At 58.7% G+C, this 13,231-nt stretch carries 10 protein-coding genes and 1 pseudogene; 5 read left to right on the top strand and 6 right to left on the bottom strand.

Going from position 1 to position 13,231, the window contains the following annotated elements:
* The first annotated feature begins 33 nt into the window (after positions 1–33).
* Entirely contained in the window at positions 34–1,173 is a 1,140-nt protein-coding gene (locus CCGE525_RS14215) for a DUF2333 family protein (RefSeq protein WP_120704837.1), read from the top strand.
* A 104-nt stretch (positions 1,174–1,277) separates the two neighbouring features.
* Here CCGE525_RS14215 and CCGE525_RS14210 read toward each other — a convergent pair whose 3' ends face one another.
* Complete coding sequence (locus CCGE525_RS14210) at positions 1,278–2,009, bottom strand: helix-turn-helix transcriptional regulator (RefSeq protein WP_120706410.1); 732 nt, start codon at positions 2,007–2,009, stop codon at positions 1,278–1,280.
* 220 nt (positions 2,010–2,229) lie between these two features.
* Here CCGE525_RS14210 and CCGE525_RS14205 point away from each other — a divergent pair.
* Both CCGE525_RS14205 and CCGE525_RS14200 read left to right on the top strand, forming a co-directional pair.
* A pseudogene (locus CCGE525_RS14205) lies at positions 2,230–2,760 on the top strand (aldehyde dehydrogenase family protein); the annotation flags it as partial.
* Positions 2,761–2,848: 88 nt separating this feature from the next.
* A complete protein-coding gene (locus CCGE525_RS14200) occupies positions 2,849–3,826 on the top strand; it encodes a COG3904 family protein (RefSeq protein ID WP_120704836.1) in 978 nt (325 codons plus the stop codon).
* A 15-nt stretch (positions 3,827–3,841) separates the two neighbouring features.
* Here CCGE525_RS14200 and CCGE525_RS14195 read toward each other — a convergent pair whose 3' ends face one another.
* Entirely contained in the window at positions 3,842–4,354 is a 513-nt protein-coding gene (locus CCGE525_RS14195) for a TIGR00645 family protein (protein ID WP_120704835.1), read from the bottom strand.
* Positions 4,355–4,530: 176 nt separating this feature from the next.
* On the opposite strand from CCGE525_RS14195, the gene CCGE525_RS14190 reads away from it, so the two are divergent.
* Positions 4,531–6,210 (top strand): formate--tetrahydrofolate ligase, encoded by a 1,680-nt coding sequence (locus tag CCGE525_RS14190; RefSeq protein WP_120704834.1) that lies wholly within the window; start codon positions 4,531–4,533, stop codon positions 6,208–6,210.
* 62 nt (positions 6,211–6,272) lie between these two features.
* On the opposite strand, the gene CCGE525_RS14185 is transcribed toward CCGE525_RS14190, so the two are convergent.
* The 4 genes from CCGE525_RS14185 to CCGE525_RS14170 form a co-directional block, all read right to left on the bottom strand.
* Positions 6,273–6,524: an acyl carrier protein gene (locus CCGE525_RS14185; protein WP_120704833.1), complete on the bottom strand. Its 252-nt coding sequence runs from the start codon at positions 6,522–6,524 to the stop codon at positions 6,273–6,275.
* Entirely contained in the window at positions 6,524–8,023 is a 1,500-nt protein-coding gene (locus CCGE525_RS14180) for a hypothetical protein (protein WP_120704832.1), read from the bottom strand. The genes CCGE525_RS14185 and CCGE525_RS14180 overlap by 1 nt, the downstream gene beginning before the upstream one ends.
* Positions 8,020–9,591 (bottom strand): amino acid adenylation domain-containing protein, encoded by a 1,572-nt coding sequence (locus CCGE525_RS14175; RefSeq protein ID WP_120704831.1) that lies wholly within the window; start codon positions 9,589–9,591, stop codon positions 8,020–8,022. Before CCGE525_RS14175 ends, CCGE525_RS14180 begins: the two co-directional genes overlap by 4 nt.
* A gap of 172 nt (positions 9,592–9,763) precedes the next feature.
* Positions 9,764–10,567, bottom strand: coding sequence for an extensin-like domain-containing protein (locus CCGE525_RS14170; RefSeq protein ID WP_120704830.1), 804 nt, complete (start codon positions 10,565–10,567; stop codon positions 9,764–9,766).
* Between the two features lie 279 nt (positions 10,568–10,846).
* Here CCGE525_RS14170 and CCGE525_RS14165 point away from each other — a divergent pair, with 279 nt between their 5' ends.
* The gene (locus CCGE525_RS14165) at positions 10,847–13,069 is read left to right on the top strand and encodes a TonB-dependent hemoglobin/transferrin/lactoferrin family receptor (protein ID WP_120704829.1); all 2,223 of its coding nucleotides are present in this window, start codon (positions 10,847–10,849) and stop codon (positions 13,067–13,069) included.
* Positions 13,070–13,231: the final 162 nt, after the last annotated feature.

Raw genomic sequence — 13,231 nt, 5'->3', positions numbered from 1 at the left:
CGAAGGACGCGTGGCGCAGCAAAGGAGAGGTTCATGCTCGATTCGATCACTGCGTTCTTCAAGCGGATCGGCCGTGCCATTGCGCGCGGTTTTGGGCTTCTCGTCGTTTGGATCGTGTGGCCATTTCTTGCCGCCCATGGCTGGTACCGTCAGCGCAATTGGCTGATCAAGTTGCCGATTGCCGCTTTCCTGGCACTGATCGCGACGCTCTACGTCTATTTTATCTGGCAGACGCAGGTCTGGAGTGGCTTCGACGCCAATTATCCCGATGTCTACAAGTTTGCAGATCGTAAGGTAGGGGCAGGGCAGCAACTGCCGGCAGCGGATGGTCAGCAGGCAGCTGCGAATGCGCCGAAAACCTGCCAGACCTCGGGGATCGTCGATGTCACCGCCGACCTTATCGATTTCAATGTCAACCAGAATGCCTGGATCTCCTCGATGCTGCTCTTCAAGCTCGGATTCTTCGGCATGAGCTGGGACGACACGCCGTTCCTCGACAACAAGGCGGCTTTTCAGCGCGGCGTAAACCAGGCGGTGCGGCGCACGGCAGTGGAGTTGGTCGATACACTCGGCCGCGTGCGCGGCACATCCGGCATCAACAGCGACCTGCAGAGCGCCCGCGGCAATCTGCAATTCGACGAAACGAGCTGGTATTTCGGCATGCGACCCTTTGGTCCGAAGACGCCGACGCCGAGCTATTATCGCGCCGCAATCGGCAGCCTGCGCAAGTTCAACGCCGATCTCGGCACCTGTAATGCCGTCTTCGACAGCCGCGCCGACAATCTTCTGCAATTCATCGATCGTGTCGCCAACGATCTCGGCAGCACGTCGGATATTCTGGCGGAGCGATCGGAAAACCACAATTACGGCTGGTTCGACATGCGCGCCGACGATCGTTTCTGGTTCGCCTATGGCCAACTCTACGGCTATTACGGCATCCTGAGCGCCGTGGGCGCCGATTTCCAGCAAGTCATAGCGGAGCGCAATCTCGGCACGCTCTGGACCAGCACCATGAGGCAGTTGCAGGCCGCCTTGCGGATCCAGCCGTTTATCATCTCGAACGGGCGTGAGGACGGTTGGATCATGCCGAGCCATCTCGCAACGATGGGCTTCTATATTCTGCGCGTGCGCTCGAATCTGGTAGAAATGCGCACTGTTCTCGGTGGCCGCTAAAGGGCGGGCCGATCGTCAGGCGACACCATGAGCCAGGCGAATGCAGCTGTTGCGGAGGTCGACGCGAGACCGCCGAAGTGACGATTTTGCGCCTGCTAAAACGATTAACTGATCAGTTTCAAGCGGATGGCTTTGGCGACCAACTGTGTCCGATTAACGCAATCAAGCTTCCTGATCGCGTTGGTCATATAGGCGTTCACCGTATGATCGGAGAGGGACAGGATCTGGCCGATTTCGACCGAGGTCTTGCCTTGCGCCGTCCAGCGAACCACTTCGAGTTCGCGGGCTGAAAGCATATGCGGGACGGAACCGTCGTTGCGCCTGATGCAGTTGTAGGTGTCGAGACCCTGCAGCATGATCATGGTGAGCTCGTTGAGCTCGCTCTGGCCAAGGCTGTTACGGTTACCCATGAACCAGAAGACGAGGCGCTGTCCGTCCGAGGAATTGACGGGAATGACAACGCCCATGGGGCAATTATGGTTGATTAAGAGCGTGCGCAGCTCGCGGGGCGGCTCGATGTCGTGGGCGGCAGCTTTTTCCAACAGATGCCACGGACGCGGCATCACCGAGTCCCGCACACGCATCAGCATGGGGCAACGGCGGAGCAACTGATAACGGTCGAAATCACGCAGAAACTGAGAGGGTATCGAGCCTTCGATGACCAGCGGCGTCAGTAGGGAATCTTCTGCAACCGGAGCGCTCATGAGGGCCGCGTGGCTGAAGCCAAAAGCGGAACTCGTACGCTCCAAAGCCTGCGCAAAAGCCGTTTGTGTCCGGGCGGTGGCCAACTCGGCGGAAAGCAACAGTTGTCTCTCAGCGGTAATGATAAAGGACATTTGGATGTAAGCGCCCATAGCGTGTTATGGCTATCAAATACCGGATTTGCGGGCGAATGCTAGAGACAAATTTGCGACACTAATCAGAAATAATTCCATTTTCATATGTTTTAATATGGTAAAGTTCTGATTTGTATTACTTTTCCGAAATGTGACCTAAACGGGCAGAAATGTTGTTCCCTTGACTTCCTCCATTACGGCATATGTGTGCGTCTCGCGTACGCCCGATACCGATGTCGGTCCGATCATCGACGAAAAGCAGAAGGCGATGCTGGAAGCCCATATCAGCGGTATGGAGAAGACCCAGAAGGTGCGATACGCCGGCAAGGCGCCCGATGGAGGCAGTTTCTTTGCGCCGCACATCGTCGAACTCGACAAGCCGGCGGCACTGACCAAGGAAGTCTTCGGTCCCGTCCTGCATGTCGTCAAATGGAAGGCGAAGGAGCTGCCTCGGGTACTGGCCGATATCGCCGCTTCCGGCTACGGCCTGACGCTTGGCGTCCATAGTCGCATTGAGACGACGATCAAGACCATCACTGAGGCGCTCGACACCGGTAACGTTTATGTCAACCGCAATATGATCGGCGCCGTGGTCGGAACGCAGCCTTTCGGCGGCTCGGGGCTTTCCGGCACAGTGTTCAAGGCCGGCAGGCCCGCCTATTTGCAGCGATTTGCGCCCGAGCAGATGATCTCGGTGAATACGGCGGCCGCCGGCGGCAATGCCAGCCTGATCGCCATGGGTGACGGTTGACGAACGACCATCGAAGCGCGCGCCTTGCGAAGGTCAAAAGTGATTGCTATCGGTCTAGCCACAGCAATCGCTTCCAGGCCTTTATTGCATGACCTTTCGTTTCTTTCCGCAGCGTGTCGCGCGGTGTTGCCAACGGACCTTGTGGTTCCTGACGACAGTTCTTCTTCTGTTGCTTTCCTTCACGTCCGCTGAGGCTGCCGGTTCTGCCGTCGGTCAGCCCATGGAATTCCTGTTGGTGCATGGTGACATGGCTTGGTGCCGTGGCGACAACAGCTGCCCGGACTGGATCTCGGCCGAAGGGCAGATCATGGCGGATTCGCCGAAGAAGTTGCAAAAGCTGCTAAAACGCCTCGGCAACAGGAAATTGCCGATCATCGTCAGCTCGCCGGGCGGTGATGTCCGCGCGGCAATGGAGATGGCCTATGCCATTCGCAAGCAGAAACTTGCGATTGCGGTCGGCAGGACGCGCTCGCGTGAATGTTCCTATGCCGAGCCGATCTGTTCGGCTGCCCGCGCAAAGGACGGCTCCATCAAGGGCGATGCCTATTCATTCGGCGCCATCTGTTTTTCGGCCTGCCCGCTGTTTTTTGCCGGCGGCGTCGAGCGCGTTTCCAGCCCCTTCGCGCTCCTCGGCGTGCATCAAATCACCACGACCTACAGTGAAGTGCGTGTTCAGTATCGCACCGAATATGAGACGGTGGATGGCAGGCGAAAGATCCTCTCCAAGCGCGAGATCGGCCGCAAATTCGTCGGTAAGCACGACACGACCAAACTTGATAAGCAACAGAAGGCGAGGCTGGTCAGCTTCCTGAAGGAGATGGGCATCGACAAATCACTTGTCGATCTGATGCTCGGCACCCAGCCGACCTCGATCCATCTTATTGCGCAGATGGATGCGCTGAAGCTGAAATTGACGACTGAGCTTGCCGCTGCCGACCAACTCGTTGCCGCAAGGGATTGTAAGGACAAACAATCGATTGCCGAGTGCGCCGAGCCGCCATCGGTCTCTGCTGCGCCGGCCTCCGTTGCACCGACGCCCGATGCGCCGGCGGCCGTCGGCGAATAGCTGTGCTTTCGGGCCTCAGGTGTCTTTGCTTTTGGCTTTGGACATGATGATGCTTTCCAGATAGCCGAGCAGGAGCGCGGACACGACGAAGGTCAGGTGCATGATGGTCAGCCACATCAGCTTGCTGTTCTCGTACTGAGTGGCGTTGAGGAAGACCTGCAGCAGATGGATCGACGAAATGGCGACGATGGAGGCGGCGACCTTGATCTTCAGGCTGCCGGAATCGAGCTTGCCGAGAAAGGAGACTTCGTCATCGGCCTGGTCGAAGCGGCTGACAAAATTTTCGTAACCTGAAATCATCACCATGACGATAAGGCTGGCCACCAGTGCGGCATCGATGAGGCCGAGGATGGCGAGAATCATGTCCGCTTCCTCGTATTGGAAGACGCCTGCGACGACCTTCAGGAATTTGTAGCCGAACGAGACGGCATAGACTGCGAGTGCGGCGGCCAGGCCGAGATAGAAGACGACCAGAATCCAGCGGCTGGAGAGAATAATGCGCTCGACCAGCAATTCCAGGGACTTCATGTCTGATCCTTTTCCGTTCATCCTGCAGCTACTCCGCGAAAATAAGTGCGCGTCCGCCTTGCGGCAAGACAGAACAGTTTCATGGAGGACCGCAATCTGAAGCTATTCACAGTGGATATTTATTGAGCTATCCCGGCAGGAGGAATGTGTCCATGTTCAGGGCGGGAACGGGTCTTATGGCAGCGGTGAAATCCGATATAGAAATCGCGCGTGCCGCGAAGAAATTGCCGATCGTCGAGATCGGCGCCAAGCTCGGCATTCCGCCCGAAGATCTTGCGCCTTATGGGCATGACAAGGCGAAAATCGGCGCTCATTTCATTGCCGCGCAGAAAGATAAGAAGGACGGCAAGCTGATCCTGGTCACTGCCATCAATCCGACGCCGGCCGGTGAAGGGAAGACGACCACGACCGTCGGGCTTGGCGACGGGCTGAACCGCATCGGCAAGAGGGCGATTGTCTGCGTGCGTGAGGCTTCGCTTGGACCCTGCTTTGGCGTCAAGGGTGGGGCGGCGGGCGGCGGTTATGCGCAGGTCATTCCGATGGAAGACATCAATCTGCATTTCACCGGCGATTTCCACGCCGTTACGTCGGCGCACAATCTATTAGCGGCATTAATCGACAATCACATCTATTGGGGCAACGAGCAGAATATCGATGTCCGCCGTATCACCTGGCGGCGCGCCATGGACATGAACGACCGAGCGCTGCGCGATATCGTCGCCTCGCTCGGCGGGGTGGCCAACGGTTTTCCGCGTGAGGGCGGTTTCGACATCACAGTCGCCTCTGAAGTCATGGCGATCCTCTGCCTGGCTTCTGATCTGAAGGACCTGGAAAAGCGGCTTGGCGACATCATCATCGGCTATCGTCGCGACCGCACGCCTGTTTATGCCCGCGATCTCAAAGCTGACGGCGCCATGGCGGTGCTGCTCAAGGATGCGATGCAGCCGAATCTGGTACAGACGCTGGAGAACAATCCGGCCTTAGTGCATGGCGGCCCCTTCGCCAACATCGCCCATGGATGCAATTCGGTGATCGCCACGCGCACGGCGCTGAAGCTCGGCGACTACGTTGTGACGGAAGCGGGCTTTGGCGCCGATCTCGGCGCGGAAAAATTCTTCGACATCAAGTGCCGCAAGGCCGGGCTTTCGCCGGCTGCGGCCGTCATCGTCGCGACGGTGCGGGCGCTGAAAATGAATGGCGGCATCAAGAGGGACGATCTCGGCCAGGAGAATGTCGCAGCCCTGGTGAAGGGCTGCGCGAATCTTGGCCGGCATGTCGCCAATGTCCGCAAATTCGGCGTGCCCGTCGTCGTTGCGATCAATCACTTCATCTCTGATACGGATGCGGAGATCGAGGCGCTGAAGGATTATGTGGCGCGGCTCGGCGCCGAGGCGATCCTTTGTCGCCATTGGGCCGAGGGGTCTGCGGGGATCGAAGAGCTTGCCTATAAGGTGGTTGAGCTTGCCGAATCCAACCAAGCGAAGTTCCAGCCGCTCTATCCCGACAATCTCTCCTTGCTCGAAAAGATCGAGATCGTCGCTTCAAAGATCTATCACGCCGGCGAGGTGACTGCCGACAAGGCCGTGCGCGACCAGTTGCGTTCCTGGGAGGATCAGGGTTACGGCCATCTGCCGGTCTGCATGGCGAAGACGCAATATTCCTTCTCGACGGACCCGAATGTCCGCGGCGCGCCGGAAGGGCATATCGTGCCTGTTCGCGAAGTGCGTCTGTCCGCCGGGGCCGGCTTCGTCGTTGCCATCACCGGCGAGATCATGACCATGCCGGGCCTGCCGAAATCACCGGCGGCAGAACGGATTTTCCTCAATGATCATGGATACATCGAGGGATTGTTTTAAGTTCTGATTCTGGTGCAGCTGGCTTGCCGCGATGGTCAAAGTTTCCCAAGGACTGCGCTGATCTACGAATGTAGGGCCGCCACCAGCTTTGAAAGATCGCGCAGCGTATCGAGCGCAGAAATATCGAAATCAGCGGTCGCCAGATCGAGGCCGTAATCCTGTTCAAGCGCGACGATCAGTTCCGTTGCGGCCAGCGAATCGAGGCGACCGGTTGTGAAGAGAGGTTCGGTTTCGGAAAATGGGTTGCGGTCGCCGCGGGCGGCAAGCAGGTTGCCGACGGTGGCGCGCAATTTGTCGATCACCATGATGGTCATCACATCACTCCAAACAGGCTGAAAAAGAAGGCGATGCGATCGTGCATCGTGAAGAGCTCCGGCGTCTCGTTGAAGACAGCGATGAGACAGAAGAACAGGCCGACACCGATGCGCGGCAAGACCTCATAGCGCAGGAAGCCGTCTTCCGGCTTTGGTTTGCGGCCTCTCAACTGCGAGATGATCAATCCGCCGGCAAGCAGCAGCGAATAAACCGCATAGCTTTCGAAATGCTGCATGGCGCCGAGCAAGCCATAATCGAGCGTCAGATTGAGGTTCCAGGTAAAGTGGAAAAGCACATTGCCGAAGGACGCGGCACAGAGCGTCGCGAAGGCCACTCGCAGCTTGGGTTGCTTCTTGAAGTAGCGCAGGAAAGCCGGAAAGAAGAAGAAATCGACCAGCAGTTCCTTGAAGTAGAAGTAATAACGGTTCCAGAATTCGGCGAGCGTGCGGGACGAAAGGGGGCGGGCGGTATTGCGAGGAATGGCGTAGCCCGCCATGCGCACGATCGCCACCACAACATGGCTCCAGCCGGCAATGAAAGCGATATCGAGCAGATAATGGACGGCCAACGCCGCCCAGGCTTCGTAAGCGGGAACCGGCGTGCCGGCTGCATATAATTCCATGGCGCGATGCAGGGTCGGCAAGCCGGCATAGCCATTGATCAGCTTCGTCAGCGCGAGGTACAGGGCGGTGAGCAGCACGCCCCAGACAAGGAGCTTCAGCGCTTTCAGCCGAGTGACGGCAAGGCTGGTTTCATCCTTGGCCTCGAACTTCTTCAGATAGGCCGCGCCTTTGCCCGTCGGCAATGGCGGCCCCTCCCAGAAGGGGTGAAACAGGCCGAGGCGAATGCCGTTGCGTGTCGGGTCCTTCGCTTTCTGATCTGCCAGCGCATAGGCGAGAAACCAGAATCCGGAAGCGAACGCGGCCAGGAAGGTCCAGAGGAACGCCAGCGGCAGCGCCGGCAGCGTGTTGGAAACGGCGATAAGCACAAGCAGCCAGAAGAGGACGACCATGGACAACAGCGGGCGCTTCGCCGCGAGCGTCTCGCGGTAGCGGCCCTGCAAATAAAGGGCGATCCATGCGGCGATCATGAACAAAGCGGTCGCGGCCCAGGCCAGGATTTTCGGGCTGGTGCCGGTTAGGCCAAGACGTTCGATGATGGCAGGCGGGATTTCAGCCAATTCAAAGGCGTGAAATGGCCGGATGATCAGGAACAACAAGGTGGAGGCTGCGATGACCAGAGTGCGCTTCGATGGAAGAAGGGCACAACCGATCAGTCCGGCAATCGCTATCGCGGCCGTGCCGAAACCGATGTCGAGACCGGCGAGAAGGAGGACGGCGAAGAAGGCAGCGTGGATGACCACAGAGCCGCGAAGCGTGCCGGCGAAGCGGATCATATCCGGGTTCTTATCCATCTGCAGCCACGCGCGACGCCAGGCGAGCAATTTGGTTATCTGGGAGGGGCGGGCGACGGCGCCGGAAAGGATGCTGTCGGTCATAGAGCCTTCTCCGTGACAGCAACGGTTCCGGCGTCGAGGCGTGTCACGAGCGCTTTGCGATCCACCTTGCCGTTGCCGTTTAGAGGGAGATCACCGACCCGATGGACGACGCTTGGAACCATATAGGAGGGCAGCCGCTTGCGAAGCTCCTCCTTGATGGTGGCTGCATCGAGTGCCGCGCCCGACACAAACCCGACGATGCCTTTCGCGGAACCATCCGCCAGCGGCCAGGCGACGGCAGCAACATGGTCAGACTTGGATGTTGCGCGCAGATGCATTTCGATCTCTTCCAGTTCGACGCGATTGCCGAGAACCTTGACCTGATTGTCCAGGCGCCCGAGGTGGTGAAGAGTGCCGTCCTCGTCCTCGACGCCGAGATCGCCGGTCAGATACCAGCGCTCGCCGTCGATAAGAGGAAAACGTTCAGCCGTAAGTTCCGGCTGACCGAAATAGCCTTTGGCCAGTTGCGCGCCGGAAAGGGCAATCTCGCCGGGCGTGCCCGACGGCAGGGGTCGCAATCCCATATCGACGATTCGTGCCGCCATGCGTGGATAAGCCCTGCCGATTGCTACGATCTCGCGGTTCGGCGTTATGGCGATGGGTTCGATGACCGGTTGCCGCAGGCAGGCGATCGTCGCCTCGGTCGGGCCGTAAATGTTTTCTATCCGGCTATTCGGCGCCGCTTTCGCCCAGGCGCGGGCCGCGCCCGCCGGCAGCGGCTCGCCACAGAAGAAGGATAGGCGCAGGCTCGGCAACGTATCGGCCTCCAGCGTCCGGTTCTGCCGCATCATGGCGATGATCGATGGTACGGAAAGCCAGCTCGTGATCGCTCGATCGCGAATGAAGCGGGCGGGGGCAACCATCTGCAGAGGGTTCATCACATGCAGGGAAGCACCGGCATGCCACGTCAGGAACATGTTGTGGACGGAGAGGTCGAAGGTGATGTCACAGGTTTCCGCCGCCCGGTCGTCCGGTGTGAGGCCGAACCAATTCTGCATGACCTTGAGGTAATGGTTGACCGCACTCACCGGCACCATGACGCCTTTGGGAGTGCCGGTCGTTCCGGAGGTGAATTCGATATAGGCGAGATGATCCTCGGCGATATCAGCGGGTTTGTCAGGCCCTGGATCATCCAGCATCGAGAACGATCTGATATTGGTGCCATCCGCCGAAGGAATGCCCTCATCGCCGGCAAGGACGGTGCGGGGTGCCGCGGCCAGTACCTCCGGCGTCAGAAGCGCTGCGCCGCGGGCATCGACGATCAGTGCATCGAGATCCAGCGTCGAAAAGAGATCAACGAGCCGCGCCTGGGGAAGCCTAGGATTGAGCGGAACATAGGTGCTGCCGGACCATGCGGTGCCGAGAATTCCGGCGCAGGCGGCAAGGCTGCGGGTAGCAAGAATGCCGACACGCCGGGTTCTTGCCACCGTCTGCAGACAACTGGCAATACGGCGCGACAGGGTCGCAAGCTCACGATAGCTGAGCTCTCTTCCATTGACGGAGAGCGCCAACGCATCAGGTCTTTCGAGACTGTGCCGGCAAAGCGGCAATGCAATATTTTCGGTCATAGCAATTGCGGCCCCTCATTCGGGACCTCCACTTTCGCAATGAGCGCAGTTTTCGCGAAAAGCCCGGTGATGCAACGCTTTTCGGCCATCATGGTTACTACAGGAGGTACAGAGGATTAACGCTCACGCAATTGTGAGCTGCAGTTCTCATAAGCAAGCTGAGGCCTAATGTTCAATGGCAATATCTGAACTCGCCGTTCCTCTTCAGCACGTCCAAATGGAAATGCGTCTCGTGCGCGGCGTCGCTATCCGGGTCGAGAACGGTTGTGAAATAGAGGCAGGCGGAGGCGCTGGCCGTGCGCTGGAATGCGCCTGTTAGCGTCGGGTCTTCGTGGCGGGGCTCGATGGCGACGGTCTTGCCATTTTCAAAGGTGAAGCTGGCGATGTCCACGGCATTGCCGCGGGCATGTTCCGAGATCTTACCGGTGGCGGCGTTGTTGCGGAGGCGGCAGACATAGGTGGAGGCTTGGTTGATCGCGGTGATCTGACCATTGTCTTTCAGCGCCGTCTCAGCGGCGGGTATAACGCTTTCCTTCATCCAGTGGGCAAGTGCTAGAGCGGCCTCGCATCGCATCGTGCCCTCCGGTTTCAATTTGATGCCGGGCAGAGGTTCGGAAAGAGCAATCGGCTTGTCGATGCCGCAGCCGTTGCCGTCATCGATGCGGGGAATGTCCTTGAACACCGCGCCCATGGCGCTCAGCTTTCCAATGCAAGCTTGATGATCTTCGTCCGATTCCGTTGCAACGGTCAGTGGCGGCCTGGGCGGTCCCTGCATTTCCCCGGCGGGCGGTTCGGTCTCCGGAATGGTTGGTTGGGCCTCCGGAACGGTTGGTTTCGGTGTCGGTATCGGCAGTTCGTCGAGCGGTTGACTTTGCTCGCCATCTGGCTTGGGCTGTGGCATCGGGCCGGTTTCGGGGAGGGATGCTGCCGTCAACATGGCGACGGCGGTGGTGACGGAGATGATCCGGAAAAGCATCAAGTATTTCACCCATTTCTAATAGCAACGCCGGGAGAACGCTCGATGCAGCGATTTCGTTGCAATTCAGCAACTTTATCGATCCGCCTTTAAACATGATAATTTTATTCATGATTATCGCGGTTAGATATATTGACAATAATAGTCATGTTTTTTATCGGGCAGAAAGAAGGCGGAAATTGCTCCGCTTCGTTCAACGGAATGAACCCAGCCAGCCCCTTGCGTGCGTCAGAAGGCACCAACCAGCCAGCCCGGTGAAGCAATTCGAAAGGAATGGTTATGGTTGTCCGGCGATCCCGCTCGGTTCTCTTGGCGTGCACTGCGTTTCTGGCCCTCGGGCTTGGCACGGCGTCTTACGCGCAGACGACAAATCAGAATGATGCGACCGCAGACAAAGCGGCGCCGAAGAGCGACCGCGTAACGGAGCTGAAACCCATTGTCGTCAAGGGAAAGGCATCGAAGGATGTACTTGCCGACTCGCCGACGGCCACGGAGACGACGGCTAAGGAGATCGACGACAATCAGATCACCCGTATCGAGGACCTTGGCCGCAGCACTGAAGTCGGCGTCGGCTTCGATCGCACCAGCGGCAGCGTCAATATTCGCGGTCTCCAAGACGATCGCGTGCTGACGACGATCGACGGCATCAAGATCCCGTTCCTGCTTGACGGCGCTCGCGAGGCGGACGGCGGCATCAACAGCTTCGACTTCAACACGCTTTCGACGGTCGATGTCGTCCGCGGCTCCGATTCCAGCCGTGCCGGTTCCGGTGCTCTCGGCGGCGCTTTCGTCCTGCGCACGCTGGAGCCGGAAGACCTGATCGCGCCTGGTTCGACCTGGGGCGGCGTCTTCAAGTTCGGCTACAATGGCGACGACCGCAGTATCGATGGCTCAGCCGCCGTCGCCAAGCGCATCGACAACACCGCCGTTCTTTTCGAGGGCGGATACACGCACGGACATGAGCTGCAAAACAACGGTGACGTTGGCGGCTACTCCACCAAGCGCACCGAGGCCGATCCGGCCGACTACAACCAGCGCAACGGTCTCTTCAAGATCCGCCAGTACACCGATGTTGGTACCTTCGGCGTCACGGCGGAGCACTTCAGCAAGGACACGGACACCGATTGGCGCAGCAAGCAGAGCCCGACGGGCAATTTCCGCCCGGGTAACTACGATGAAACTGACGGTATCGAGCGCAACCGCGTATCGCTCGACTATAAATATGACGCCGACAGCGCCGACTCGCTGATCGATACCGCCAATGCGGTCTTCTATTGGCAGAACCTTCTGCGCGAAAACGGCGCCGAGGGTTATCGCTATACCTCCGTTATCGGCGATTATTGGCGCCGCAACGAGGTCGAGGACCGCAGCATCGGCTTCAACGGCAATGCGTCGAAGTCCTTCGACACGGGCAACCTGCATCACAACGTCACCTTCGGCCTCGATGTCGCCTTCGCCAATACGCATCAATATTCGGCCGGCGGCGATAGCTGCGATCTTCCCCGCTGGGCCGCTTCTTGCGCGTTCCTGCATACCAATCAGTCGGATATGCCCGATGTCGACGGTAAGCGCGTCGGCGCCTTCATCGACGACAAGATCGAGATCGGCTCCAGCAGCTTCTCGCTGACGCCGGGCCTGCGCTTCGATTGGTATGACTACTCGCCAAAGAATACCGACGCCTATCGCGATAGCGCCAACTATTCGGGCCTACCGTCCGGACAGTCTGATACCCGTTTCTCGCCAAAGCTGCGCGCGGCGTACCAGCCGCAGAACAATGTTGAGCTTTATGCCCAGTGGGCCATGGGCTTCCGCGCGCCTGATGTCAGTGAGCTTTATCTGAACTACGGCGTTCCCGGCGGCTACGTCAGCTATGGCAATCCCAACCTGAAGCCGGAAACCAGCAACGGCGTCGAAATCGGCGCGAACCTCGGTGATGATGATTTCGGTGGCCATATCGGCGGGTTCTACAACAAGTACAAGAACTTCATCGACAGCGAAAGGTCTGTTGATCCGACAGGCACTTATCCGCTCGGCATCACGGAATACTTCAATCGCGACAACGTCCGTATCTTCGGTGTCGAGGTCAATGCGCACAAGAAGTTCGACAACGGCATCCACATCAAGGGTGCGCTCGCCTACGCTAACGGCAAGGACTCCGATACCGGCGAGTGGCTCGACTCCGTCGCTCCCGCAAAGGCGGCCTTCACCGTCGGCTATGCCACCGAGATCTGGGGTACGGATCTGACCTTCATCACCGCCACCAGCGAGCCGAAGAAGGATGGCGACAGCTTCCGCACGCCGGGCTATGGCATCTTCGATCTGACGGCATGGTGGGAGCCGGAGCAGGTGAAGGGCTTGTCGCTGCGGGCAGGGGTCTACAACATCTTCAACAAGACCTATTACGACGCACTCAACGTCGCCTCGACCAGCCTGACGCAACCGCACGAATTCTATTCGGAGCCGGGCCGGACCTTCAAGCTGACACTGACGCAGAAGTTCTGAGCGATGTCATCCTCTGCAGCAAATAGGGGGCGGTGCTTCGGCATCACCCTTTTTTCTTTTTAGTCTTTGAACGGTCTATCTCGCCCTTGGCGGGCGAGATAGACCTCGCATTTGCCGTACTGTTGCCCTTAAGCGTTCAAACATTGTCTCCTTCAGCGTTCA

Origin of the sequence: Rhizobium jaguaris (genome assembly GCF_003627755.1) — a bacterium.
Taxonomy (GTDB): domain Bacteria; phylum Pseudomonadota; class Alphaproteobacteria; order Rhizobiales; family Rhizobiaceae; genus Rhizobium; species Rhizobium jaguaris.
Note: the sequence above shows the minus strand (reverse complement) of the source record. Positions and strands in the feature narration are given on the sequence as shown.

What these genes read in the sequence shown, in the direction of transcription:
- CCGE525_RS14200 (WP_120704836.1), top strand. Translation starts at nt 2,849, where the DNA reads ATGACCTTTCGTTTCTTTCCGCAGCGTGTCGCGCGGTGTTGCCAACGG.
- CCGE525_RS14170 (WP_120704830.1), bottom strand. Translation starts at nt 10,567, where the DNA reads ATGCTTTTCCGGATCATCTCCGTCACCACCGCCGTCGCCATGTTGACG.
- CCGE525_RS14210 (WP_120706410.1), bottom strand. Translation starts at nt 2,009, where the DNA reads ATGTCCTTTATCATTACCGCTGAGAGACAACTGTTGCTTTCCGCCGAG.
- CCGE525_RS14175 (WP_120704831.1), bottom strand. Translation starts at nt 9,591, where the DNA reads ATGACCGAAAATATTGCATTGCCGCTTTGCCGGCACAGTCTCGAAAGA.
- CCGE525_RS14215 (WP_120704837.1), top strand. Translation starts at nt 34, where the DNA reads ATGCTCGATTCGATCACTGCGTTCTTCAAGCGGATCGGCCGTGCCATT.
- CCGE525_RS14190 (WP_120704834.1), top strand. Translation starts at nt 4,531, where the DNA reads ATGGCAGCGGTGAAATCCGATATAGAAATCGCGCGTGCCGCGAAGAAA.
- CCGE525_RS14185 (WP_120704833.1), bottom strand. Translation starts at nt 6,524, where the DNA reads ATGACCATCATGGTGATCGACAAATTGCGCGCCACCGTCGGCAACCTG.
- CCGE525_RS14195 (WP_120704835.1), bottom strand. Translation starts at nt 4,354, where the DNA reads ATGAAGTCCCTGGAATTGCTGGTCGAGCGCATTATTCTCTCCAGCCGC.
- CCGE525_RS14165 (WP_120704829.1), top strand. Translation starts at nt 10,847, where the DNA reads ATGGTTGTCCGGCGATCCCGCTCGGTTCTCTTGGCGTGCACTGCGTTT.
- CCGE525_RS14180 (WP_120704832.1), bottom strand. Translation starts at nt 8,023, where the DNA reads ATGACCGACAGCATCCTTTCCGGCGCCGTCGCCCGCCCCTCCCAGATA.